18 protein-coding genes, 3 pseudogenes and 1 other annotated feature are annotated in these 25,109 nt (G+C 63.2%); of the genes and pseudogenes, 10 read left to right on the top strand and 11 right to left on the bottom strand.

What is annotated here, in order from left to right; all coding sequences use genetic code 11:
* Positions 1-106: 106 nt before the first annotated feature.
* Together NWFMUON74_RS08135 and NWFMUON74_RS35910 are read right to left on the bottom strand one after the other, a co-directional pair.
* Positions 107-1,744: an MFS transporter gene (locus NWFMUON74_RS08135; RefSeq protein ID WP_054811359.1), complete on the bottom strand. Its 1,638-nt coding sequence runs from the start codon at positions 1,742-1,744 to the stop codon at positions 107-109.
* 54 nt (positions 1,745-1,798) lie between these two features.
* Complete coding sequence (locus tag NWFMUON74_RS35910; protein WP_014349813.1) at positions 1,799-2,134, bottom strand: DUF4873 domain-containing protein; 336 nt, start codon at positions 2,132-2,134, stop codon at positions 1,799-1,801.
* A gap of 256 nt (positions 2,135-2,390) precedes the next feature.
* Between NWFMUON74_RS35910 and NWFMUON74_RS08145 the strand changes: the two genes are divergently transcribed.
* The 5 genes from NWFMUON74_RS08145 (at position 2,391) to NWFMUON74_RS08165 (ending at position 7,955) form a co-directional block, all read left to right on the top strand.
* On the top strand, positions 2,391-3,377 hold the full coding sequence (locus NWFMUON74_RS08145) for an AurF N-oxygenase family protein (RefSeq protein ID WP_014349814.1): 987 nt from the start codon (positions 2,391-2,393) through the stop codon (positions 3,375-3,377).
* Between the two features lie 198 nt (positions 3,378-3,575).
* Positions 3,576-5,174: a flavin-containing monooxygenase gene (locus tag NWFMUON74_RS08150; RefSeq protein WP_081597586.1), complete on the top strand. Its 1,599-nt coding sequence runs from the start codon at positions 3,576-3,578 to the stop codon at positions 5,172-5,174.
* Positions 5,171-6,028, top strand: a complete 858-nt coding sequence (locus tag NWFMUON74_RS08155; RefSeq protein ID WP_036542664.1) for an SDR family NAD(P)-dependent oxidoreductase — start codon at positions 5,171-5,173, stop codon at positions 6,026-6,028. The genes NWFMUON74_RS08150 and NWFMUON74_RS08155 overlap by 4 nt, the downstream gene beginning before the upstream one ends.
* A 45-nt stretch (positions 6,029-6,073) precedes the next feature.
* Positions 6,074-7,105 carry a ferredoxin--NADP reductase gene (locus tag NWFMUON74_RS08160; RefSeq protein ID WP_014349817.1) on the top strand — a complete coding sequence of 344 codons (1,032 nt, stop codon included), beginning with the start codon at positions 6,074-6,076 and terminating at the stop codon, positions 7,103-7,105.
* A 106-nt stretch (positions 7,106-7,211) separates the two neighbouring features.
* On the top strand, positions 7,212-7,955 hold the full coding sequence (locus tag NWFMUON74_RS08165; RefSeq protein WP_051016986.1) for a TetR/AcrR family transcriptional regulator: 744 nt from the start codon (positions 7,212-7,214) through the stop codon (positions 7,953-7,955).
* Positions 7,956-8,431: 476 nt separating this feature from the next.
* On the opposite strand, the gene NWFMUON74_RS08170 is transcribed toward NWFMUON74_RS08165, so the two are convergent.
* Positions 8,432-9,088, bottom strand: a complete 657-nt coding sequence (locus tag NWFMUON74_RS08170; RefSeq protein ID WP_174184796.1) for a TetR/AcrR family transcriptional regulator — start codon at positions 9,086-9,088, stop codon at positions 8,432-8,434.
* Between the two features lie 222 nt (positions 9,089-9,310).
* Here NWFMUON74_RS08170 and NWFMUON74_RS08175 point away from each other — a divergent pair, with 222 nt between their 5' ends.
* The 4 genes and pseudogenes from NWFMUON74_RS08175 to NWFMUON74_RS08190 all read left to right on the top strand — a co-directional run bounded on the left by NWFMUON74_RS08175 (position 9,311) and on the right by NWFMUON74_RS08190 (position 13,506).
* Positions 9,311-9,841, top strand: coding sequence for a PaaI family thioesterase (locus NWFMUON74_RS08175; RefSeq protein WP_048833156.1), 531 nt, complete (start codon positions 9,311-9,313; stop codon positions 9,839-9,841).
* Positions 9,842-9,879: 38 nt separating this feature from the next.
* Positions 9,880-11,058 carry a cytochrome P450 gene (locus NWFMUON74_RS08180; protein ID WP_178128353.1) on the top strand — a complete coding sequence of 393 codons (1,179 nt, stop codon included), beginning with the start codon at positions 9,880-9,882 and terminating at the stop codon, positions 11,056-11,058.
* A complete protein-coding gene (locus NWFMUON74_RS08185; protein ID WP_054811360.1) occupies positions 11,052-12,092 on the top strand; it encodes a BtrH N-terminal domain-containing protein in 1,041 nt (346 codons plus the stop codon). The genes NWFMUON74_RS08180 and NWFMUON74_RS08185 overlap by 7 nt, the downstream gene beginning before the upstream one ends.
* Positions 12,093-12,259: 167 nt before the next feature.
* A pseudogene (locus NWFMUON74_RS08190) lies at positions 12,260-13,506 on the top strand (IS3 family transposase).
* Positions 12,541-12,672: a sequence feature (AL1L pseudoknot), on the top strand. (Overlaps the previous pseudogene by 132 nt.)
* Before the next feature lie 29 nt (positions 13,507-13,535).
* Here the strand turns inward: NWFMUON74_RS08190 and NWFMUON74_RS08195 are convergent.
* The 3 genes and pseudogenes from NWFMUON74_RS08195 to NWFMUON74_RS08205 form a co-directional block, all read right to left on the bottom strand.
* Positions 13,536-13,919 (bottom strand): hypothetical protein, encoded by a 384-nt coding sequence (locus tag NWFMUON74_RS08195; RefSeq protein WP_127516259.1) that lies wholly within the window; start codon positions 13,917-13,919, stop codon positions 13,536-13,538.
* A 25-nt stretch (positions 13,920-13,944) separates the two neighbouring features.
* Positions 13,945-15,458: pseudogene (locus tag NWFMUON74_RS08200) on the bottom strand (MFS transporter); the annotation flags it as partial.
* A 259-nt stretch (positions 15,459-15,717) separates the two neighbouring features.
* A complete protein-coding gene (locus NWFMUON74_RS08205) occupies positions 15,718-17,052 on the bottom strand; it encodes an NtaA/DmoA family FMN-dependent monooxygenase (protein WP_043737848.1) in 1,335 nt (444 codons plus the stop codon).
* Positions 17,053-17,284: 232 nt separating this feature from the next.
* Between NWFMUON74_RS08205 and NWFMUON74_RS08210 the strand changes: the two genes are divergently transcribed.
* Positions 17,285-18,475, top strand: coding sequence for an IS110 family RNA-guided transposase (locus NWFMUON74_RS08210; RefSeq protein WP_043737874.1), 1,191 nt, complete (start codon positions 17,285-17,287; stop codon positions 18,473-18,475).
* A gap of 262 nt (positions 18,476-18,737) precedes the next feature.
* On the opposite strand, the gene NWFMUON74_RS08215 is transcribed toward NWFMUON74_RS08210, so the two are convergent.
* From NWFMUON74_RS08215 to NWFMUON74_RS08240, 5 genes and pseudogenes are all read right to left on the bottom strand, one after another.
* The gene (locus tag NWFMUON74_RS08215) at positions 18,738-19,436 is read right to left on the bottom strand and encodes a nitroreductase (protein WP_043737850.1); all 699 of its coding nucleotides are present in this window, start codon (positions 19,434-19,436) and stop codon (positions 18,738-18,740) included.
* A 354-nt stretch (positions 19,437-19,790) separates the two neighbouring features.
* Positions 19,791-20,698 (bottom strand): annotated as a pseudogene (locus NWFMUON74_RS36840) (SMP-30/gluconolactonase/LRE family protein).
* Between the two features lie 69 nt (positions 20,699-20,767).
* Positions 20,768-21,361 (bottom strand): TetR/AcrR family transcriptional regulator, encoded by a 594-nt coding sequence (locus NWFMUON74_RS08230; protein WP_043737852.1) that lies wholly within the window; start codon positions 21,359-21,361, stop codon positions 20,768-20,770.
* 1,021 nt (positions 21,362-22,382) lie between these two features.
* Positions 22,383-23,191 (bottom strand): IS5 family transposase gene (locus NWFMUON74_RS08235; protein WP_098085337.1). Its coding sequence is split into 2 segments (ribosomal slippage): positions 22,383-22,841 and positions 22,844-23,191, totalling 807 coding nucleotides; the frame shifts between segments, so codons are not numbered across the junction.
* Between the two features lie 25 nt (positions 23,192-23,216).
* Positions 23,217-24,995, bottom strand: coding sequence for a recombinase family protein (locus NWFMUON74_RS08240; RefSeq protein WP_187687319.1), 1,779 nt, complete (start codon positions 24,993-24,995; stop codon positions 23,217-23,219).
* Positions 24,996-25,109 lie beyond the last annotated feature (114 nt).

Raw genomic sequence — 25,109 nt, forward strand, 5'->3', positions numbered from 1 at the left:
GAATTCGCAAAGCGCGCACCACTTGAACCTACCTATCCTCGATGATCAGACACTGCCCATTCGACCTACGGGCCGCTATGCGATGCATGGGGGACAACGCAACTGACTATGGATCGAGTGTTCGCCGCACTGATGCCATCGATCGGTCATTGGCGTGGGCATCCGATCGACTGGTTCGAGCGGCGTGTGTAGGCCAGGGGAGGTGACGTCGGCGGCGCCGTCGGATACCGCTTTCGGCGGCTTTTCGTGGAGGGGAAAGTGGGACGAGGATCAGAACCCCGGCTATGGTGATCGCTGCCAGCGCGAGCGCCGAATGTTCCACCCCACTCCAAAAGGCATCCTTCGCATAGTCGGCGAGAGGCCTTCCTACATTACCGGCACGCTCAGCGACTTCGAGGGCACCGGCCAGGGAACTGCGGACCGGAGCGCGCGCGGGCTCGGGAAGGCGGTCCAGCACCTCGTTGATCCTCGAAGTATAGCTCGCGGACAAAATGCTACCGGAGACGGCAATGCCGATGGCCGCGCCGACTTCGCGAGTCGCGTCGTTGACCGCAGCGGATACCCCGTGCTTCTCCAACGGTGTGTCGAGCATGATCGCGTTGGTCGCGGGGGCGGCCGACAAGCCCAGCCCGGCGCTCATGATCAACAGGGGCCAGAGAACGTCGAAGTACGACGAACCGGTGTCGAGGCGAAGGATGGCGAGTAAGCCGACGGCGATGGTCAGAAGACCGGTCGCTGTCGTCACCCGCAATCCCGCCCATGCAGCGATTGCCGGCGACACGAGTGACATCACGATAAGCGGAACGACCATCGGCGCCAGCGCCAGCGCCGAGCCGAGGGCATCGAACCCGAGGATGAGCTGGAAGTGCTGTACCAGTAGGTACATCACACCGAAAGTCACGAGGAACTGGATGGTTATCGATAGCGCGCCGCTCGAGAAGCCCCGGCGGCGGAACAGGCTCACGTCCAGTAGCGGGTGCTCGGCACGCACCTCGGTGAGGATAAATGCCACGGTGCCGATTACTCCCGCCGCACCTGCGACAAGAACCCGGACATCCGTCCAGCCGCGCGACGGACCCTCGATGACCGCGAACACCGACGTGCCGATGGCGAGCACGACCCAGAACATGCCGAAAAGATCGAACGGCGGGAGTTCGGCGTCCTGTGAATCAGGCACGGTGAAGGCCAGAACCAGCAGTAGTAGTGCGACGACGGTCAGACCGACGAAGATCGAATGCCACGACCACTGGGTAAGAAGCAGACCGGATCCCACCATGCCGATCACGCCACCCGAGCCGGCGATCCCGGCCCAGACTCCGACCGCGTACGACCGCTTCTCCACTGGGAGGTTGCTTGTCAGAAGCGAGAGGGTCGCCGGCATGACGAAAGCTGCTCCTGCGCCCGCCAAGGCCCGGGAGGCAATGAGTGCCGCAGGAGTATCGAGAAATACAGGCACAACTGAAGCGGCCGCGAAGACCGCCAGGCCGACGATTAGAACGCGTCGGCGCCCATACCGATCGCCGATCGCGCCAGCGGGCAAAACCAAGCAGGCGAGGACCAGCGTGTATCCGTCGACGATCCATGTGAGAGCATTTTGATCTGCGCCGATGTCGAGCGCAAGGGCAGGCAGAGCGGTGTACAGCGCTGCCATGGCCGCAACAACCAATGCTACTGCGGCACAGGTTATGGCCAGCGTCCAAGCCGCGGAGTTGCGGTCGCGAAGCCGGTCTCCAAAGCTGATCATGTCGGTATCCTGGTCCCTTCGGGGCGTCGTCGGCATTCGCGTAGGTCCTACGGCTCAGCTTTGCGTAGCTTCTACTTCCTCCAGCGTCGTCGGCACGTGATAGGGCGGTCGTCCTCTGCCCTGAACTCGATAGCGGCCCCAGAAGTCACGATCGCCGATGGTCGCCGGCGCCTCGCCCGTACTGGTCCGGATCAGCACGGAACGTCGGCGTCCCCCTAACAGATTGTCGAGTTCGTCGTTCTGGCGGATGCGCCCGTACCAGCTGAAGCGGCCGTCGATGGGTTGGAAATAGCCGCGCAGTTCGACTTGCACCTCGACGTCGTCGGTTGCGATCACCACTGTGGCCGGCCCGATGTAGTCAGAGGCATCGTGCGGACTCTGAGACTTCACTGTGAACTCCTCCGTTTGGTCGATAGTCGACGCCAGCGATCGGATCGCCCGGCACTGGGGCCAAGTAGCCCGGCGTCGGGATCGGGGCCGGCCCTTGACAAGCCGCGCCGCCGGGGTCAAAGTTACCTCATACCCAAAGTATCCGCTACTGCCCGTATTGCACTCTTGAGCGGATACCGGGTTACTGCCACCGGACGTTGATCCGGACTGGATGTATCGATGCAGAGTCATCGATCGAGTCTCAAAGGAGCGACAGATGACGACCAGTGACGTCAGGGCCGAGACCAACGGGCAGATTGCCGTAACCACCGACGGTATGGCGCGCGTGAGCGGTCGGCGACCCATTGACCTGCAACGATCGGCCGGACGACTGCTCAAGACTTCCGTAGAGAAGTTCTACGACGCCGAAGTCGACATCGACTGGGATAGTCCGTGGTTGCCGGATAAGGCGTGGTTCCCCGAGCATCGCCTGTCCCTCTACGGCACCGGTCTGTGGAACCGGCTTTCCGAGGAACAGAAGATCGACCTGGGCAAACATGAGTTGGTGAGCATCCTCAGCTTCGGGATCTACGCCGAGAATTTGCTGAGTATGGCGTTGCTACGGCTGAACACGACGGGTGATCTCGTCGACAACAAGGCCCTATACGCACTTGCCGAGGTTGGCGACGAGAGCCGCCATTCCACAATGTTCGCGCGTCTGATCGCCAAAACGGGGATCCCGCCCTACAAGCTTCCGCCGGGGTTTCTGTCGCTGGCGAAGATCCTGCATTTCGTCCCGCTCGGGCCCTCGATCCAGGGCGCGACCTTGCTGATCGAGGAGATTCTCGATCGGGCACAGCGTGAAGCGATGAACGACGAACGCCTACAACCGCAGGTCCGGCAGTTGATGAAAATTCACGTGCTCGAGGAGGCCCGCCACATCACGTTCGCGCGCTCCGAGCTTGTCGAGGGTATGCGGTCGCGAGGCCGGATCTCGCGGGCATGGCACCGCGGCGTCCTCGCAGTTGTCGCGAACCTGTCCTACCCGATCTTGATCAATCCCAAGCTGTACCGTGCTGTCGGCGTGCATCCTCTGCGGGGGTTCCTCGCTTGCCAATTCGGCCCGCACTACCGGGAGAACCTGCAGTTCATGTCCGAGCCGATGATCCGATTCTTCGATGAGGCAGGAATGATGGAAGGTCGCTTCACCATGTTCCTTTGGCGCCTGACGAGGAGCCTGCCCGACGATATCGCCCGGCGGTGAACAGACTCGGACCGGCGTGAACAGCACCACGCATATTGCTGAGCGCAAGTCGCGCCGTGATATGTTGCGGCGGGCACTCGTCGAATCCCGCGAACTCCTCGGTCCTGCCGCCGGTCCGACATATCCGCAGTAGCTGAGTAGCTATCGAAAATTTGTGGCCACCTGTACCGCACGTGAGCCAACGTCCAGAGGAAATCGATGAGTAATAACCGTTCTGCCAAATACACGGGAAAGACCAATGGTTCGGGAGGTCGTGCAGCGAGCGAGAGGGTGCACACAACAGAGGTCCTCATCGTCGGGAGCGGATTCTCCGGCATGGGAATGGCGATTCAACTGCTGAAATCGGGAATGAATGACTTCTTGATAATCGAGAAGGATTCCGAAATCGGCGGAACCTGGCGCGACAATACATATCCGGGCTGTGCCTGCGACGTCCCTTCTCACATGTACTCGTACTCTTTCGAGCCCAAGCCGGATTGGAGTCACTTGTGGGCAGGACAGGATGAAATTCAGCAGTATCTCCTGAGTCTCGCACGCAAGTACGATCTCTATAGCCGCACGCATTTCGGGCGGGCCTTGCAATCCGGATACTGGGATCCTGGTGATTCCGCGTGGCATGTTACGACCTCCGACGGCAACGAGTACGTTGCCCGATTCCTGGTTTCAGGCGTAGGCGCACTCCATATACCGAATATCCCCCAGATCAAGGGGCAGAAGAAGTTCGCTGGTGCAGCATTTCACTCGGCGCAGTGGGATCATGACTGCACACTGGATGGCAAGAAGGTCGCTGTTATCGGGACGGGTGCGAGCGCAATCCAATTCGTTCCGGAAATTGCCAAGGTAGCCGATGAACTGCATCTATACCAGCGGACGCCGGCGTGGGTACTGCCCCGTAGGAACGTCAAGGTCCCGAAGGCGATCCAAGCCCTGCTCACGAGGGCGCCGATCCTCGCCAAAGCCCTCCGGACTGCCATCTACTGGTCAGCGGAGTCACTGTCGATAGGACTGAACGGACATATCAATTTCATGCGTCCGCTCGAGAGTGTCGCAAAGTGGAACATAGCGCGGGGAATTGATGATCCCGCGCTGCGCAAGAAGCTCACCCCCACGTATCGCATCGGGTGCAAAAGAATCCTCGGTTCCAGTGACTACTACCCAGCGCTGAATCGGCCCACTACATCCGTCATCACCGACGGGATCGCCGAGATCACCGAGGACGCCATCATATCCCAGTCCGGTGACAAGCGTCCGGTCGACGTGATCATCTATGCCACCGGTTTCCACGTAACCGACGGGTTCGACCACCTCCGGCTCAAGGGTGCGTCCGGTCGTGAACTCTCCTCCGTATGGTCGGACGAAGGGATTCAAACCCATCTCGGCATCACCACCGCAGGTTTCCCGAACTTGTTCTTCCTGCTCGGCCCCAACACCGGGCTCGGTCACAACTCGGTGGTATTCATGATCGAATGCCAGATCAGGTACATCATCGGCGCGATTCGGCTCGCGAAGCAACGTGGCGCAGCTGCGCTCGAGGTGCGTGAACCCGTTCAGCGGGAATTCAACTCGGACATCCAGCGGAAATTGGTGAACGGGGTCTGGAGCAGCGGGGGGTGCACCAGTTGGTACCTCGATGCACAGGGTGTCAATCGGACGGTCTGGCCAGGTTTCACCTGGCAGTATTGGCGGCGTACCCGCAATGTCGCGGACTCTGATTTCGCGTTGGTCGGCGAGTCGACAGGTGATCGAAGCGGCGACCTCCTTCCGAATTCGATCAAGAAGGGTAGCTTGCCGCGATGAGAGAGTTCAGCGACCGAGTCGTCTCGGTAACCGGGGCAGGTTCCGGAATCGGCCGTGCAGTTGCAATTCGACTCGCCGGCGAGGGCGCGCGGCTGGCCATTGCCGACATCGACGGCGAACGGGCCCGCGAAACCGCCTCCATGTGTACCGCGCTGGGTGTCGAATGCCAGCACTATCAGCTCGATGTGGCCGATCGTAGCGCATTCACGGAATATCGTCGTCAGGTCCTCAGCGACTTCGGTTCGGTCAGTATGGTAATCAACAATGCCGGGGTCGCACTCGGCGCCGACATACTGGATATGCAATGGATCGACTTCGAATGGTTGATGTCGATCAATTTCTGGGGAGTCGTGAACGGCACGAAACTATTTCTTCCGGATCTGATCGACTCGGGCGACGGCCATGTTGTCAACGTGTCGAGTGTCTTCGGACTGATGGCCATTCCCAGTCAGAGCGCATATAATGCTTCCAAATTCGCCGTCCGAGGCTTTACCGAGGCGTTGCGCCAGGAGATGCGAATTAACCGGCTACCGGTGGGTGTAACATGCGTGCATCCGGGTGGTGTTCGCACAAATATTGTGCGCGGAGCTCGAGGTGTCGGCGCGATGGGTGATCAGGAGAAGATTGTCGCCGGTTTCGATCGTATAGCGCTCACCACTCCGGAAGGCGCCGCCGAAACGATCTTGAAGGGCGTGCGACGGAACAAACCTCGAGTCCTTATCGGACCCGATGCCCTGGGTTTCGATTTCGTCGCCCGCGCGGTGGGGCCGAGGTATCAGGACCTGAACGCTCCGCTGGCCCGTGTCGGCTATGCGATCGGCCGTCGTTACGGCCTTGTCAAGCGCGACAGTTGAATCTGGGCCACGGGCCGGAATAATAGAGAAGGAATATCCTGGAAGATGAGCATGCCATGTGAACTCACGGTCTCCCGTGTAGTGCAGGAAACAGCGGATGCGGTGTCCATTTGGTTCGAGGTGCCCGAGCAGCAATTGGGCGTATTTGCCTACGACCCCGGGCAGTTTCTTACGTTGCGTATTCCCGGAGCCGGTGACGGGGAATATGTGGCCAGATGCTATTCGCTCTCGAGTTCCCCGCATGCAGACGACTCGCTAGCTGTCACAGTGAAACGCACGGAGGGCGGGTACGGATCTAACTGGCTGTGCGACAACATCAAGGTTGGAGCTGAGGTAACCGTTCTGCCGCCCACCGGGCACTTCACACCGAAAGACCTGGATGCGGACATGGTTCTGTTCGCAGCTGGTAGCGGAATCACCCCGGTGTTATCCATCGTCAAGTCGGCTCTGCTCGAAGGTGGCGGCCATCTCGTTCTCTTCTATGCCAACCAGCATGCCGAGAGCGTCATCTTCGGTGAAGACCTCCGTTACCTCGCCAAGCAGTTTCCCGAGCGACTGACTCTCATCGAGTGGCTGGAGAGCGAGCGTGGGCTACCGGACCGAAGCGCAATCCTTGAAATCTGCCGTGAGTACCGAAATCGGATGTATTTCTTGTGCGGGCCGGCGGCGTTCATGGATTTGGTGGTAGACGCGGCGCGCGAAGCCGGCGTGCAGCACCGGAACCTACACCGAGAAGTATTCCAATCTCTGCACTCCGATCCCTTCGACGTGGAGAACTACGTCAAGGAATCAATGACGAACGAACAAGCCCGTCTAGTAGTATATCTCGATGGTGATCGCGCCGAGCTGGAATGGCCGAAAGATTTGACCCTGGTCGAGGTCTTGTTGAACGAGGGGTACTCGCCTCCGTATTCCTGCCGGGAAGGCGGATGCGGTGCATGTGTGTGCAAGGTTATCGACGGCGATATAGAGATGAGAGTAAACGAGGTACTCGATGATGATGATATCGAGGAAGGTGATCGGCTGGCATGCCAGTCGGTACCCGCCACCAATTCGGTGACTGTGACATTCGACTGACCATGCGTTCGCGCAGGCCCCGTAACGGCGTTCATGCTCGCCCGATCCAGCGCGCAATCGCCGCCCGCGATATCGGTCACTTGTCCGATAGCGTATACTCGGCCAGATGGCGGGCGCACAAAAGCGGATTCGGGAGGTCGGTAGCTCGGTGGTTCGGCGAATTGACGCACGCTCGAGCCGATGGGAAGAGCACCGGGTCCTGGTTCGAGCAGAACTGGTCGACGCAGCGTACCGTGCCTTCGGCAAGTACGGTCCGGACGCGAGCATGGACGACATCGCTCGGGAGGCGGGTGCGACAAAACCCAAGCTGTATCGCCACTTCAAGGACAAACTGGGCCTTCGTGCAGCTGTTATCGAACGTGCGAAGGAACTCATGTGGTCGAATGTGCTTGCTACCGTTGATTTCGGATCCGATCCGATTCGAAGTGTGATGAATCAGCTCGTCGAGCAATACTCGCAGCTGGTCGACGAGCACAAGAACGTCTTCCAGTTTCTCGTTCGTAGTCATTTTAGCGACAATTCATCGGGATCGGATCCAGCTCTTGAGAACGCACGTGAACTGGCAGGTTTCATTGCGGGTCATTTCGTCACGGTTTTGGACACCGCTGGGGCTGACACGTCGGGCATAGACTTGGTGGTGCAGTCGATCGTAGGGGCGAGCCTCTCCGCGACGGATTGGTGGATAAACTCGCAATCCGATCCGACCTCGGCTATGCCGAGAAAGGCTTTCGTCGAGCATCTCAGCGCAATCATTTGGGGGATTATCGATTCCTCGGCGCGAGCTCGTGGAATCCGGATAGACCCGGATTCGACTTTGCGGATTGAGAATATTGGACTGATCGAGGCTTAGCTGAGCGAATTCGAGCCAAACGCCGGTCGAAGACGACGCGGGATGAGCTTATCTGCCATAGCGCGGTGACACTGCCGGATTGCATCCCCGCGGGGCAAAAGACCCGTGAGCAATGCCGTGGTCGCGCCATCGCCGGTGGGCGGGACGACCGCCGATCGGCCTGGTCCGCATCGATTGCTCGGTGCGTCAGCGTCGTCGGTGCTGCTCTACCCAACGCAGCAGCTGGTTGGGCTTGCCCGGCTTGTGCATGACAGCTCATGTGTCATTTGATAGTTTCGGGATTGCTTTCGTGCGAACCTGCGGACCCGAATCGATGGATCCGACGCGAACTTGGTTCAGACCGCCCGCAACCGCTGGCGACCACTTCGCGCTCGACGTTCCTCCGGCCGAGTCCGAGCTACGTTTCGAGAGCGTCGCCGCCTACTTGTCGTTGAACCAGCTGCTGTGGAATCAAGGGAAACGAGGGTACCGCTGCTTCAATGGCTCGGTACCGCGTTGTGGCATGCAGCTGAGGCATCTGGTCTGAGACCCGCAGAGCCCACCCCGAGATAACGTAGGGCAATCTCGGAGATCCGGCGTGCCGTTTCGGCGCTGTCGCTGGCCGGTAGTACGAGATGGCTGATCGTCAATCGAATGAGCGCATCGACTGCGTCGGCCACGTCATTGGCGTCGATGGTGGGGTAGTGGTGGAGGAACGCGGTGACCAGTCGCTCGGACGCGAGTTGAAGCATGGAGGCAGAGGTTGTCAACAGGGGGAGGACGCCGGTTTCATCGCGCGGGCCGCTACCGGGTGTAGTCAGGACGGCTTTGAGTAAGGGGCTGGCTGCAGCCTCGTCGAGCGTGTAGCGAACTATCGCTCGGATCGATTCAGGCAACGCGCTGCGGTTGGAAGCAAGCAAATCCTCGATCCCGGTCAGGAATTGCTCCGCTTCGTGCAGAACGAGTGCATCTCCAAGCCCTTGCTTGTCGCCGAACTCTCGATACAGCGTGGCGCGTGATACTCCGATCAGACCGGCTACCTCGCCGAATCGTACACGTTCCCAGCCCTTCTCGACCGTCAGGGCGCGGGCGGCGCGGATTGCTGCCTCGCGGAGGTGTCGCCTGAACGACAGCCTCACCGATTCTTCCACCACCCCTCGGATGGTAACAGAACGTGGGTTTTGTTCATGAGTGGACAAACTCCCGGACACTTCGTCATGTCCGCGCGCGTTGCTTGATCGCGAGCTATGTGCGACAAGCAGCGGAGATCTGATCAATTGTTGACAAAATGGTTCTGATTGTCTCCAATGTAGTTGTATCGCGGTCCTGCTCGAGTCTTATGTTGGGCGCGCGTTAGTCGACAGAGAGGTCTGGCCATGGACAAGGCTTCGGATGCGGTCAGTAGGTTGTCTGACCCAGGCGTGGAGGACTGGGTGCGCTCGTTCCGGCTCCTGGAATCCGGATCGCCAGAGTTGCCGCCGCACCATCCCGACTGTCTTGGTTGTGGGCCGGCCAACCCGCACGGACATTCCCTATCGGTGCGGCGTTGCGAGGGCGGCGTCGTTGCTCACCATCTTTTCGACCAGCGTCATGTCGGAGCGCCGGGGATCGCGCACGGTGGCGCGGTGGCGACCGTCATCGACGACCTGTTCGGCTTCTTGCTGTACACGGTCGGCGAACTCGCCGTGACCCGGAATCTCGACATGGATTATCTCGCCCCGGTACTGCTCGATACCCCCTACACGCTGCACGCCGAGGTACGGTCGCGGCATGGCCGTAAGTTGAATCTCGCGGCCAGGATGGAGGATCTAGAAGGGCGCTCGGTCACTACGGCAACCGCCGTGTTCATCGTGGTCGAGGCCGAACACTTCCTGCAGTCGCGGGCGAAGGCTCGGAGGCAGGCGTGACTGCTGGACCAACTGAGAGGGAACTACTCCTCGACGTCTTGCTGACCGATCACGGCTCAGCCGGCCCCTACGAGGCGTTCCGACGCTTGCGCGAGACTCAGCCCGTGCTTGTCACGCGATCGGGGGTCCTGGTACTGAGTCGCTACGACGACTGCGCAGCTGCGCTCCGTAACCGTAGCCTCGGCAAGGCCGACGAGTCGCTGGGATTCGGCTTGTCGGAGATTCCCGAAGAGTTGCAACGTCAGGCTATGCATCGATTCCGGCGCACCATGCTGTTCCGCAACCCGCCTGACCACCACCGGCTGCGTCGGCTGGTCGCTGACGTTTTCACCCCTCGGCACATCGACGAGTTGCGAGGCCGCGTTGTCACGCAGATCCGTGATCTGATCGATGTCATCGAGGACCAGGGTTCCGCCGATATCATCAGCGATCTCGCCCTCCCGCTGCCCGTGAATGTAATAGGCGATCTTCTTGGAGTGCCAGTGACCGATCGAGCCGTGGCCGCTCCTCTGGTACGCGCCCTGGTCGCCTCGCTCGAGCCCAGCGCGGACGCCGCGGCGCTGACTGCCGCGTGTGAAGCGGAAGACCAACTCGCAACGTACTTCACAGACCTCCTGGCGGCCAAACGCGCCCACCCGGACGACGACCTGCTCAGCCGTCTCGCCGTGGCGCATGGCGACGACGTCTTGGACGACGACGAATGCGTTGGCACCGCGATACTGTTGTTCGCGGCAGGGTTCGAAACCACCACAAACCTCATCGGTAACGGCGTTGCTGCACTGCTCGCCCATCCCAGCCAAATGGACCTATTGCGGGCCAGGCCCGATCTGGCGAGCAACGCCGTCGAAGAATTGTTGCGTTACGACTCGCCGGTCCAGACCAATGGGCGCACGGTGCTCGAGCCAACACGGGTGGCAGGAGTCGACCTGGATCCTGGCCAGGTTGTATTGACCTTGCTCGGGGCGGCCAACCGAGACCCGGACCGATTCTGCGACCCCGATAGCCTCGATATCACCCGAACCGGGACCCCGCCGCTATCGTTCGGTGCCGGCATTCACTTTTGTCTTGGCGCGCCGTTGGCGCGGCTCGAAGGAGCCGTACTGTTCCCACTCCTCACGGCGCGTTTTCCCGGTCTTAGGCTCGTCGAACAACCTCGCTGGCGTACGGGGTTGTCCTTTCGCGGGCTGTCGAGTCTGAAGGTGGTCACCGGATGCTGATCCAGCCTTACCCGCACCTGAAGGGCGGCCATTGTGGTTCGGGTGCGTTGCGCGATCTTATGTCCTGGGCCGGGCTTGGCTGGGACGGCGAGCTGAGCGAAGGACTCGTGTTCACACTCGGCGGCGCACTCGATTTCGCTTACCTGCGCGCCGATGCGATCAATCCTCCGATCTACCTGGTGGGGCGTGGTGGGGATTTGGAGGTCGACCTGTTGAGGCGCCTCGGTGCGAAGACCGAACTACGTCAGACCGAGGATCCCGACCTCGGTTGGAAATGGGTGAGGACCGAACTGGACTCCGGACGGCCCGTCATGGTCTGGGCCGACATCGCTGAACTCCCATACCTGCGGGTACGACTGCGCATGAGCCGCCACGACATCGTTATCGTCGGCTATGATGACGAGGCTCGCGACGCGTATATCGTCGACAACGACCGCGATGAGATCCAGACGGTGTCGTATGACGCATTGGCACGGGCACGAGCCTCCACGGGGTTCCCGACACCCACACGCCACGCCACGTACATAGTCGATTGGCCGTCCGACGTGCCTGACCTCCCGTCCATGGCTGCCGCAGCGCTCGAACAATCGGCGGCAACCCTGAAACATGGGGGCCCCAGTTCGATTGCCGCGCCGGCCTCGAACGGTGTCTCCGGCACCGGGCTCGACGGCGTTCGCCGCTTCGCTGAAGACGTCTCCCGTTGGCCCGACATCTTCGGAAACGAAGACCTCGAGGCTGTGCTCAGGTCACTCGCTGCCTTCATCGAAAAAGCGGGTACCGGAGGCGGTCTGTTTCGACGCCTCATCGCTCAAGGGTGCGTCGATCTCGCCGATTACACGCGCAATCCGAAGGTTCACGCGGCCGCACGCGCAGCACGGCTGGCCGCACAGTCTTGGACGAGGCTCGCCCATATCGCCGTCTCCGATGAAACCCCATCGCGACGCTCGGTTCAGGTAGCCCGGCATGCCGCCGTGCTGCCAGAGTTGGAGGAAACCTTGGCAGATCTTCTCGCCGCCGCCGCCAACTCACTCTGAACCAGCTTGTCTGCAGACAGGTACATCCGCTACGGCTTCGAGACCGGTGGTGAAGTGCGCCTGTGGGGGATGGGGTAGCCCCAGGCGGTGGCCCGGGACCGGGCCGACGACGTGAACCGTCCTGGACTGGCTGGAGACTCCTGATTTAGCAAGGGAGACTGTCAGCCATGGCGGCACCACGGAAGTTCGACGAGGAAACCCGCGCTCGGGCGGTGAGGATGTATCAGGATCGGATCCGCGAGCACGGTGACTCGATGGCCGGTGCGCGCCGGCATGTCGGTGCGCTGCTGGATATCAACCCGGCGACTCTGCGGAACTGGGTCACCCGCGCCGAGCAGGGCGAGACCGGGCCGGCGGCCGCGGCGGAATCGGAGTATGCGGAGTTGAGGGCTCTGCGGCGTGAAGTAGTCGAATTGCGCAGGGCGAACGAGCTTTTGCGGACAGCGAGTGCGTTTTTCGCGGCGGCGGAGGTCGACCGCCGACTGCGGTGATCGTCGACTACATCGACGACCACAAGGGTTGCTTCGGGGTTGACCCGATCTGCCGCGTGCTGACCGAGCACGGGCTCAAGATCGCCCCGTCCACCTACTATGCCGCCAAACAGTGCGGTATCAGCGACGCCACCTGGGCCGATGCTCACACCGCGAACGTGTCGTTCGACCTGTGGAGCGCGAATCGGGGCCTGTACGGGGTGCGCAAACTCTGGCACACCGCCCGCCGCGCCGGTCACAATATCGGCCGCGACCAGGTAGCGCGGCTGATGCGGCTGACCGGGATAGACGGGGTTGTGCGCGGGTGACGGACCACGAGAACCACCGAACCCGGGCCCGCGTCGACGCCGCGGCATCCGGACCTGATCGGGCGCGCCTGGTCGACGCCGATGCGTCCAGATCAATGGCGGGTTGCCGATTTCACCTACTGCTGGACTCTGGCCGGGTTCTGTTACACCGCGTTCTGCGTGGACGTGTATTCGCGACGGATCTTGGGCTGGCGGGTTATGTCGTCGAAGACGACACCGTTGGTTATCTCGGTGCTCGAACAGGCGTTGTTCACCCGCCGTAGAACCGCTTTCCGTTTCACCGCAACAGGATTGATACATCATTCCGATGCGGGGTCGCAATATACGTCGCTGGCCTTCACCGAGGCATTACGGGATTCGGGAATCGCCGGATCCATAGGCAGCGTGGGAGATGCGCTCGATAACGCGCTCATGGAATCGGCGATCGGGCTCTACAAAACCGAGTTGATCGACCGGCACACCACGTTCTCGGGGCGGGCCGAGCTCGAACGGGAAACCGCATCATGGGTGCACTGGTACAACACCCAACGGCTACATTCCGCGATCGGATACCGGCCACCGGTCGAATACGAACACCTCTACCATCAACAGACCATCTCGGCCGAGGTGGCCTGAACTAGGGTCTCCACCGCATCCAGGACGGTTCAAGGCGACGCGACCTGCGCGGCGAATTCGTCGAACGTGGCGATCTGGTCGCCCAGCGCGTTGGGCGTCTGCCACCCGAGGCCGGGGTAGGACCCACCGGCGAGGGCATACCCGTCAGCGAGCAGTATGCTGCTCACCTCGGCCGAGTTGGCGTTCTGGGCGGGGTTCGACGGTCCGGGGTTGTAGCCATGGGAGAAGAGCAGCACGGTGCCGTTCCAGTTGGCCGGCACCTCGAACAGATAGGTGGATCCGTCGGGCAGTGTGCCGGTGATCTTGCGGGCAGCACCGTCCGCCGTTTCAGCGCATCCGACGTTACTGCCGGCGAGTGCCGCAACTGTGATGGCGGCCGCAGCCGCGATAAGAAACTTCTTCTTGGTGCGCATCAGGAACAGACCTTGCTTTCTCTGAACTATGAGGGATATGGGTTGCCGGCCTCGCCGGCGGCAGGGGGAGAGAAAGTGCTGCCAGGACGAGATTCAGGAGCGCTGCACCCGCGGCGATCAGGAATGAGATGCGGAAGCCGTCCAGCGTGGGTATCTCGGTGTTCTCTACGTGTTGAGCCGTGCCGGCGAGGACCACGCCGACGACGGCGCTGGACATCGCCGTGCCGATGGCGCGCATCAGTGAGTTCAGTCCGTTGGCCGCGCCCGATTCCGACGGGTCGACGGCGCCGAGGATGAGGGCGGGCATTGCCGCGTAGGCGGTGCCGACGCCGCTGCCCGCGAGGACGGCGACGATCACGATCTGCCACACCGCACCCAGCAGCATGGTGCCCGCGAGATATGCGACGGCGAGCAGTGCGAGCCCTGTCATCAGGGTGACCTTCGGCCCGCGCGCGGCCGAGAGCCGGGCGGCGAGCGGGGCGGCGATCATCATCGCGAGACCCATATGGGCAGCGCAGAGGCCGGTGACGATCATGGACATCCCCAACCCGTACCCGGTGGACTCGGGAAGCTGCAGTAGTTGCGGCAGGACGAGTGTCACCGCGAAGAACGCGAGGCCGGCGGTGATCGCGGCCAGGTTGGTCAGGAGGACCTGGCGGCGCGACGCCGTGCGCAGGTTCAGCAGCGGGTGCTCGGTGCGCAGTTCGAAGAGGACCCACAGCGCGAAGATCACGACGGTGGCGGCGAAGAGTCCGAGCGTGGTGGTGCTTGTCCAGCCCCAGTCGGCGCCCTTGGAGATGGGCAGCAGCAGGGCGACGAGGCCGAGGGCGAGTCCGAGCGCGCCGATCACGTCGAAGCGGCCGGGGGCGCGCTGCGCGCTCTCGGGGACGACGGCGAAGATCGTTGCCATGGCTGCCGCGCCGAGGGTGGCGGCGCCGAAGAACAGCCAGTGCCAGTCGAGGTTCTGGGCGACGACCGCGGCCAGCGGTATGGCGAGCGCGCCCCCGACGCCGAGCGAGCTGCTTATCAGGCGCCATTGCCGATCCGTGCCGTTCGGGCGGTAATTCGTCCCGGATGATGCCGATGCCTAGCGGGATGGCGCCCAATGCGAAGCCCTGTATGGCGCGGCCCAGGACCATCGGCACGAGGTCGGAGGTGAATCCGGAGATCAGCGAGCCCCAGCACCATCAGTGCGAGGCTGACGAGGACGAAGCGGCGCTTGCCGTAGAGGTCGCCGAGGCGTCCCATGACCGGAGTGGCGACGGCGCTGGACAGCAGGGTCGCGGTGATCACCCAGGCGGCGTTGGACGTTGTGGTGTCCAGCAGTCGGGGGAGGTCGGCGATGACGGGGACGAGTAGTGTCTGCATGACGGCGACGACGATGCCGCTGAAGGCGAGGACGGGGACGAGCCCGCTCGCTGTGGGAGTTGTGGCGGCGGGGGAGGCCGATATGGCCGATGTGGACACCGCGGCGGCGCCCTGGGGCGGTTCGTCACTACGGAAGGTGCCATGGTCGGTGGCCAGCGGAGCGTGAACCATGCGGGGGTCCTCCCGGGGCGGCGCGAATGGTCCGCCGTGCTGCGCCTGGTCGCTGCCGGAAGTGACGTCGGGAAATTGGGCGAATGAGCGTTTCATGGTTGGTTTCCTTGCTGCCGGCCCCGATGAAGGTCGCGGGAGATGTGTTCTGTGGCGTCCTGTGGTCAGGCGGCCCGCGTGGTGTGCGTACCGAAGGAGCGCTCGTGGGTAGATGAGGGGCCACGGGCCGTCCGCGCCCGCCTCGCCGGTGGGGTGGTCATGCTCAGGCCGGCTCGGTGAGGCGCGGGTCGAGGCCGTATTGCGCGTGGGCGCCGAGGTTCTCGCGCAGGGTGGATCCTTCGTAGTCCTCGTGGAACAGGCCACGTTCCTGCAGGATCGGGACGACCTGGTCGACGAAGGCGTCGAAGCCGTCGTGGAAGGCGTCGAGGGCGATCGAGAAGCCGTCACAGGCCCCGGCCTCGAACCACTCCTGCATGTGCTCGGCCACGTCGGTGGCGGTACCGGCGACCACGGGGTGATAGTCGATCACACCGTGGGCGATGACATCGCGCAGCGTCCAGCCTTCCCGGGCCACTTCCAGGGCGCGGCCGGAGCGCGGGTCGCGCGGACTGGGCACCGCGGCGGCCAGCTGCTGCACGGTGAGCGGCTGGTCGAGTTGTTCGGGGCCGAGCCGGAGGCCGATCATGGCCCCGAGATAACGGACGCGCTGGTCCAGGTCGACGACCTCGTCCAGGAAGCGTCGTCGCTCCAGAGCGGCAGCGCGGGAGCCGGCGATGGTCGGCATGAAGCCGGCGAGCATTTTCACCTCGTCCGGGTCGCGTCCGGCGCGCTCGGCGGCGTCCCGCAGGGCCTGGCGCTGAGCCCGGGCATCCTCGATGCTGTACGGGTTGGCGTACACGCCACTGGCGTAGCGGCCCGCGATCTCGAGGCCGTAACCGCCGCCGCCCGCCTGGAAGATGACCGGCTGACCCTGTTCGGACGGGGGGATGGGCAGCGGGCCGCGGGAGGCGACGTGGCGGCCCCGCAGGTTGACCGGCCGGATCCTGTCCATATCGGCGTAACGCTTGTTCTCGACGTCGAGCAGCAAGGCGTCCTTCTCCCAGCTGCCCCACAACGCCTGCACGATCTGGATGACCTCGTGGGCGCGCTCGTACTTCTCCGCGCGCGGCGGGACCTCGCTGCCGAAGTTCGCCGCGGCAGCGGGATCGGAGGTGGTCACCGCGTTCCAGCCGGCTCGGCCGTGGCTGATCACATCCAAGGCCTTGAACTGGCGGGCGAGGTTGTAGGGCTCGTTGAAAGTGGTGGAGGCGGTGGTGACCAGGCCGATCCGCTCGGTCTCCCGCGCGAGGACGGTCAGCAGCAGCAGCGGCTCGATCGCCTGGCGCGGTGCGTGGTGGGTGAGGTCCATATCCAGGACCGGGGTGTCGGCAATGAACAACAGTTGCACCTTGCCGCGTTCGGCGGCCTGCGCGTAGCGGACGAACTGGTCCATGTCCGTGTAGCTGTTCAGGTTCGCACCCGGCAGCCGCCAGGCCCCGGGCTCGGCCCCGTAGCCGCCGCTGAACTGCATGCCCAGGATCATCTGCCGGCTTGTCATGGTTGCCCTACCTTTCTGAGTAGGTCGTAGGGGCGGGTCGTAAAGTCCCTGAGGCCCAGGGGAATCGGGTGTGGCTTACATGGTTGTGCCGCGTGTGGCTCCAGGAGCTTGGCCGCCCGGTTCCCCGTGACGACCCGGCCGCATATTGGGATGTGCGAGCGAATCGCTGTGTAGGGCAACGTCGGCGCGGTCGTCTGTGGCGTGAGGTTCCAACGAGCTGATGGAGGCGGGCATGGCCCAGATCTGGGCTGGTGTGGACATCGGGAAGACCGGCCACCATTGCGTGGTCATCAACACCGACGGCAAACGACTGCTGTCGCGGCGAATAGCCAACGATGAACCCGAGCTGGTAAAACTCATCGACGAGGTTCGGGAGCTGGGCCAGGACACGGTCTGGGCGGTGGACCTGCCCGATGGCGGTGCGGCGCTGCTGATCGGGCTGCTGGTCGAACGCGATCAGCAGCTGCTGTATATCCCCGGCCGAACGCTGAACCGGGTCGCCGGCGGCTACCGGGGCGAAGGCAAGACCGACGCCCGCGACGCCGCGATCATCGCTGATCAAGCACGGATGCGCCGCGATCTGCATCCGCTGCGCCCCGGTGACGAAGTCACCATCGAGCTGAAGCTGCTCACCACCCGCCGCGCTGACCTGGTGGCCGACCGAACCCGCGCGATCAACCGGCTGCGTGGCCTGCTCAGCGGGATCTTTCCCGCGTTGGACCGCGCGTTCGACAACCTCACCCTGGTCGGACCGCTGACTCTGCTGACCGGCTATCAAACCCCTGCCGCTCTGCGCAGAACAGGTGCGTCCCGACTCGAAACCTGGTTGTCGACCAGAAAAGTGAGAAATCCCGGCAAGGTCGCCGCCGCAGCGATCGAGGCCGCGGCCCGCCAGCACACCCGCTTGCCCGGCGAAGCGCTGACCGCGTCGATGGTCGCGGCGCTGGCCGAGGAGGTGATGGCCCTCAACGAGCGAATCAAAGAAGCCGACAAGCTCATCGAGGGCCGATTTCACCGCCACGAACTCGCCGAAGTGATCATCAGCCTGCCCGGCATCGGCACCTTGCTCGGCGCGGAATTCCTCGCTGCCACCGGCGGTGACATGGACTACTTCGGGACCCCGGACCGACTCGCCGGATTTGCCGGGCTCGCACCCGCTGCCTGGGATTCCGGTCGAATACGCGGAAACCTGCACCGCCCCAAGCGATATCACCGCGGACTCAACCGTGTCTTCTACCAGTCGGCGATGATCTCGATCAGCTGCAGCCCCGAATCGCGCACCTACGACAGGAAACGCGGCGAGGGCAAAAAACACACCCAAGCCGTCCTCGCCCTGGTCCGCCGCCGCGTCAACGTGCTGTGGGCACTCATCCGCGAGAAACGGCCCTACCAACCGCTGCCACCCGTCGCGGTGGCAGCCTGATCCCGTCATCGGAAATCAACTTCCGAGGTTGACAACTTCATTGGGAAGCTCCTCCCAACGAGGCAATGGAAACGGAGGGTGCCTCCGTGGACTCCCAAGAATACGGAGGCAGCCTCCGAATTGTCAAGTGGTGCGATCTGCCGGCGGGAGGAACCCGAGACGGATGCCGCGCGTGTGGACCGAAGTGAGCGCGGGCTCCGGATCCGGGCCGGCCGTGTGGCGGCCCGGATCCACGCGCCGGGGGCATCTGTGGGCTGACGGACTATTGACCTTCGAGGACGCCGGGAGTGCCGTGCAGGATCACACTCTGCTGGAGCAGGATGCGTGTCCTACCGAACGGATTCACCGGCCCCGCAGGGTCGGCCGTGCCGAAGGAGATACCGAACAGCAGCTTGAGATCCTCACGAACATCCAGGAACTCGCGGACGGTATCGGCATAGATCCCGAGCATGGTCTGCGGAATACCGGCGAACCCCCGGGATGCCAGCGAGAGCAGGAAGTTCTGCGCGTACATACCGATGTCACCGGCCGTCCGCACCCCGTCGCCCAGGGCTGGCATGAACAGGAAAGCGACATGGGGAGCCCCGAAGAACTCCAGGTTTTCGCGGACCGCCGCCCTCCTGCCTTCGAGATCCGTGCGCGCGACGCCGAGGGATCCGTAGTAGCTCGCGGCCAGGGCCTGCGCCCGCTCGAGATAGATGCCGTCGCCGTAGCCATCGGTGAAATCCGGGGAGGTGCGTCCCTCCGTGTCGGCCTGAAGCAGTTCCTCGGCGAGCGCGTCGCGCTCCGCGCCCGAGACAACATGCACGGTCCACGGCTGGGTATTGCTGTTCGAAGGGGCCGTCTGCGCGTCTTCGAGCACGCCGCGGATGTCCGCCGGGGAAAGCGGGGCGGGCAGGAACTTGCGGGGGGAGCGCCGGGAGCGTACGAGGTCGGTGAAGAGGGACGCTGTGCCGGACAAGGCGTTTCCTTTCCAAGGCGCGCAGTCGCCGACAGGGCGGCCGGGCACAATGCTGTCTGCTCCAAGGCGACAGCCGTCGTAAGGGCCGGGTGTGGCACGCACTTTGCAGGTACCGGCAGGCTGCTTGCAGACCGCGGCACGGCACGACCACCCGGTCGAAGTGTGGGGACTGCGCGCTCTTCGTGTTCGTGTATGTGACGTGTTGGGTGTACGTGACGTACCAGCGGGGTCGGTCGGCGGCGGGCGGGGCGCGATTCATCTCCACGATGGGCTGCGAGATGGCAGTAGCCGGGAGGGCGCGAAACGCTCCGGGACGCTGTCGCGGAGACGATCGCGCCGACGCATGCGTTGCCGTCAGTCCCGGATTCCCGCCACCTCGACCTCGATGGCTTCGATCCGGCCCGTGGTATCGAAGCCGTTGACGAGGCGCTCGGGGCTTGTATCCGAGATGAGCAGGTAGAGGGTCCGCATCTCCGGTCCGCCGAGGATCGCGTCCACGGCGAATGTGCCGCCGTCGGGATACGCGGCGTCGGGTTCGATCCGGATGACGTCGGTGACCTCGCCGCCTTCGCGGACACGCCGGAATTCACCGATCCATGGGAAGGCCGCCCACACCGCACCCTCACTGTCGATGCCGATGCCATCGATGGACTCGGTGTCCGTTGACCCGAATTCGGCGAACACTCGCTGGTCGGTCAGCGCACCGTCGTCGGTCACGGTGAACGCGGTGAGCCTGGTACGTGGTGCCCGGAACGATTCTGCGACGACCAGGGTGCGCCCGTCGCCGGAGATCGCGATGCCGTTGGGAATATCAGGTCCTCGCCGCCCGTGTCGATCCGGCCGTCGGGATGGCGGATGATCAAACTCACGCCGACGGGATCGGTTCCGAAGGGAAAGCCCTGCGGGCCGATATATGCGCGGCCCTCCCGGTCCACTGCCATATCGTTGGGATGGAACGCGACCGGCGCGAGATCGGCGAGTTCCTCGAGCCCACTACTTCCCACGCGCAGCAGCCGTCCGTCGTCGATGGAAACAACCATCGGTGTCCCATCGGGGCCGAACCCGAGACCCGAGGGGCGCCCGGGTACATCGGCGATATCCTCGGGTGGCTCGCCAGGGGAGAGGCGACTGATCTTGCACCGGGTCATATCCGAGAACCAGAGCGCCCCGCGGTGCCACCGGGCGCCCTCGAGGTAGCCGAGATCACCCTGCGCCACAATGCGGCGAGCGTCGGCGGGCCAAACCCTTGGCGAATGACTCATAAATCCTCCTTGATGAAAACTGCGGTCCCGGACGTCGGCGGCTCGAGCCTGAGCGCGGGGCCCGGCGTTTTACGCCTTCTCGTCCCGCTGGCGGTAGCCGCTCGCGAGGAGGGTGCGGAGCCGGTCGAGTGATTCCTCGTCGGCGCCGTTGCCCTTGATCCAGGCAATGGAACAGGCTGCGAGGAACAGGTCGTAGCCACGCACCGACGCGCGTACCTGTCCCGTGCTCTGGGCTGCTTCCACGTATTTGTCGGTGGCGGCGATGAAGATGTCGCAAGGAATGGTGAGCGGATTGTCCGGGTCCTGCTCCTGGGCCGCGGCCATGAGCGGGTCCGGGAGCCCGCTGAAGGCGCTGAAGTACTCCTCCATTGCCCGTAGCCACAGTTCCAACGCCTCGCCGGCATCGCCCAACTGTTCGATGTCCGCTCGGCGGGCCACCAGCTCCTCGGAGCGTGTCTGCAGAACGGCCGCCAGCAGCGCTTCCCGGGTGGGGAAGTGCCGGTACAGGGTGCCGGGCCCGACGCCCGCCTCCTTGGCCACCGCCTCCAGGGAGGTGCCGACCCCATGCTGGAGGAAGTGACGCTGCGCGGTCTCCAGCAGAGCCGCGCGGTTGCGCTGGACGTCCGCGCGGGGCTTGCGCCCCCGTTGCTCACTGACGTTCATGTGCCCTCCTACCTCCGGTGATACTGCTGCCATTCAAAACGGATGCGACCTCCGTATGAAATTCGAGCATAAAGCGGAGGTGGCATCCGGTCAACTCGTGGGTCGGTCACCGAGGTCTTACCGTGACCCTGGGGACGGTTGTCTTATGTCCGAGGGACTGTTCCTGCTGGACGATGGGCGCGACCTTCTGGCCTCCGCTACGGCGGAAAATCGGACCGCTCCTGACACCGTGCTCGCAATCGTCGGCGGCACGAACACCGGTCCGCACCGCCAACCGAATCCGCCTCCACAAGCGGCGATCGACAACGCAGCCGCAGTTCACGCGGTTCACCACTGCACGATCTGGTCGAGTTCGGCGCGACGCGTTGGTAACTGTTGGCCGGGTGGTCACGGTCCGGGCGGCCGAACGAGATTCCGAGAAGTACAGCGCGGTCTGCAAGGATTTCGAAGAACTGCCGCAGGAACGGGGCGTAGGTGGCGAGTGCTGCTCGAGGTGTGGCCCACAGGCTCAAAGGTGGGCGCAGACTTGAGCAAGCCCCGCGGTTACCCCGCGCTTTCGTTGTCGAGGTGGCGTCGGCGTCAGGTGTCTATCGGGGGAGGGCGATGCTCGTGGAGTCGAATGCGCATCGCCGGTCGTGTAGCTTTTCCCTGGTCGGCCGTCTGTTGAGGTGTCGTGCGTCGTCTTGGGCGTAGCCGGCCGGCCGCTGTGTGGTTTACGGGTCGACTTGACGTCTGACGACAGGTCATCGAGGGGCGAGTGTTCGTTGTTGCGGTAGCTTCCGGCTGGTTCGCCCCGGGGCCCGTGCGGTAGGGTCCCGGCGGTAGTTTCTCACTGGGACGCTGTATTCTGTTGTGGCTGGACGTAATTGCCCGGATTGCCGCGTGCTGGTGTGCCCGTCTGCGTTGCCATCGCAGGGACCGGTCGCTGGGGTCGATGCCGAACGTCGATACCGCGCCCGGTCGATGAGTCTTATGAACCTCTTTGTGGGGGTCAGGGGTTCGAGTCCCCTTAGAGGACGTCTTACGTGGTGAGTTTCTTGTAGCAGGTCAGCGCTGCGGCGAGTTGTAGAAATGCTGCGAAGAGGCGGCCGTGTCGTTCGTAGCGGATCGTCAAGCGCCGGTATCCGGTCAACCATGCAATGGTCCGTTCGATCTTCCAACGGTGCTTACCCAGCCTCGTGGGATCCTCGATCCCACGACGAGCGATCCGAGGCACGATCCCGCGAGCACGCAGCCACCGGCGATGGACATCGAAGTCGTAACCCTTGTCCGCCCGCAGTTTGGCGGGCTTGCCGCGACGAGGGCCGCGCTGCGAGCGCACCCGCGGAATCGATTCGACCATCGGGGCGAGCATCACCGAGTCGTGGGTGTTCCCGGCAGAAACACCGGTGACCAGCGGTATCCCGTTCGCGTCCGAAATGACGTGGATCTTGGATCCTTTCTTGCCACGGTCGACCGGGCTGCGGCCGGTCAGCGATCCCCTTTTTTCGCTCGCACACTCGCCGCGTCCAGGATCGCCGCGCTCCAATCGAGATCGCCGGCGAGGCCGAGCCGGTCGAGGATCGCCCGATGCAACGCCTCGAATACCCCGGCATCAGCCCACACCATGAACCGGCGATGTGCGGTCGGAACGCTCACACCGAATGACGGCGGCAGATGCCTCCAAGCGCAACCGCTGGTCAATACGAACACCACCGCAGTGAAGACCGCTCGCTCGTCCGCCGGAGCTGTCCCGCCGCCCTGAGGTCTCGGCGTGAACTCGGGGAGCAGCGGTTTCACGATGTCCCACAACGCATCCGGGACCAGCCGTTGAGCAAGCCTGTCGACCACGGGTCACATCATGCCGGACAACGAATTACACCCACGTAAGACGTCCTCTTAGCTCCACCATAGGGTCACTACTAGAACCCGGGGCTGAATGAACGCCCTGGAGTAGGACCCCTACTCCTCCCTTCATTCGGGAGTTGCCTGATTCAGGAGCATCCCGGCTTGTCTTGTGCCGGGTTGCGCCGCATGTTCCTGCTTGTGCCCGTTGGGCGGCGTGTAGCTGTCCGAAGGGTTCGTGCAGGCGGTGGCCGTTGATCTGCTCGTCGTCGATGTAGAGCTGTTGGAAGATTGCCTGATTGAACAGGCGGCGCTGGTGTTCGTTGCAGCGGCGATACAGTTCTTGGGGGTTCTCCAGCAGTGTGAGCGCGGCGTCGATGAGTCGGGCGCTGGATGACAGGTCTTCGGTCGTTGTTGCCAGGCGTTCGGTCAGTCGTCGCCGTTGGTGGGCGATGTCGCGGAGTTTGGCTTTGATCTTGGGCTGCGGAAGGGTGGCGTCGGCTGCCAGGTCGATGAGGTTCTCTTCCTGGGCGTCGAGTGCCTGCAGTTCGGTGGTCAGTTGTTTCTGGAGGAGTCGGTCGGCGGTCTCTTGAGCGTTGATGGCTTCGGCGATCTGGTTGCGGATGCTGGTGATGAAGTCGCTGCGGAATCGGATCGTCGCGTAGTGCGCCTCGACGGCGTCTTCGACAAGGGCGACGTTGATGTGTGGCGCGTTGCAGGTGCCCTTCTGTTTGTTGCGGCAGAAGAAGTAGAGGTATTCGTTGCCGTGTCGGTTGGTTGTTCGCTGGATGATCATCCGCCCGACGGTCCCGGTCCGCTGGCAGCGTCCGCAGAACAGTGACCCTTTGAGGTAGTGGTGGTGGACGCGTCGGCGTTCGTGGGCGTTGGTCCGGGATTCGAGGATCTCTTGGACGTTGTCGAAGAGGTTCTCGTCGATCAGCGGCTCGTGTCGGCCCTGCATCTCCTCGCCCTTGTAGATGACGTAGCCGAGGTAGTAGCGGTCGCGCAGCATCGTCGAGAGCTTGTTTTTGGATACTCGTTGGGCGGGGTGGCGGTGGGTCGGTCGGGTGCGCAGTCCGCGGTCGTAGAGTTCCTCGGATAGTTCGTCGAGGGTGTAGTCGCCGGTGGCGTACAGCTGGAACGCGAGCTGGACGAGCGGTGCGCGTTCGGGGTCGACGCCGATGGTGCGGATCTCGCGGCCGTCGAATCGGTCGAAGATGTTGAGGTACCCGAGCCGGGCGCGGCCGAGTGTGCCGCCGTTGCGGGCTTTCTGGCCCATCTTGTAGGAGATGTCGGCGCCGGACTCGCGGGACTGGTACTCGTTGAAGGTGGCGAGGATGCCGTGCATGAGCTGGCCGACCGGCGAGTCGTCGATGGATTCAGTGGCGGAGACCAGGGTGACGTTTCGCTTGCGGAGGTCGGCCATGACGATGGCGTCGTCGAACCGGTTTCGGGCCATACGAGACAGTTTGTAGACGATGACGTAGTCGACGTCTTGATGGTTTCGAATTCGAGCGAGCAGTTTTTGGAACTCGACTCGTTTCGACATTTCGGTCGCACTCCGGCCAGGCTCGATGTATTCGTCGACGATGGTCAGGCCGAGTTGATTTGCCTTGTTCTGGCAGGCGACACGTTGAGCGGGAATCGATATGCCTTCCGGGTCGTAGTCTGTCTTGAACTGCCCCGGCGATGAGACACGTAGGTAGATGACAGCACGGTCGCCCGCCTTCAAAGGTGCTGGCAGTGATGGGAGTTCGGATGCCAAGTCGTCATCCGCATCGTTCCCCGGGCCTACGTACGCGCTCACCATGGAGATTCCTTATTCTCGACGTCACGGTATTTTCGCGATCGATATTATTATGATTCGACAGAGGGTGTTATATTCCTTGTGGTCCTTAATTCTGTGGTCGTTAATTCGAGATCT

Source organism: Nocardia wallacei (assembly GCF_014466955.1).
GTDB classification, from domain to species: Bacteria; Actinomycetota; Actinomycetes; order Mycobacteriales; family Mycobacteriaceae; genus Nocardia; species Nocardia wallacei.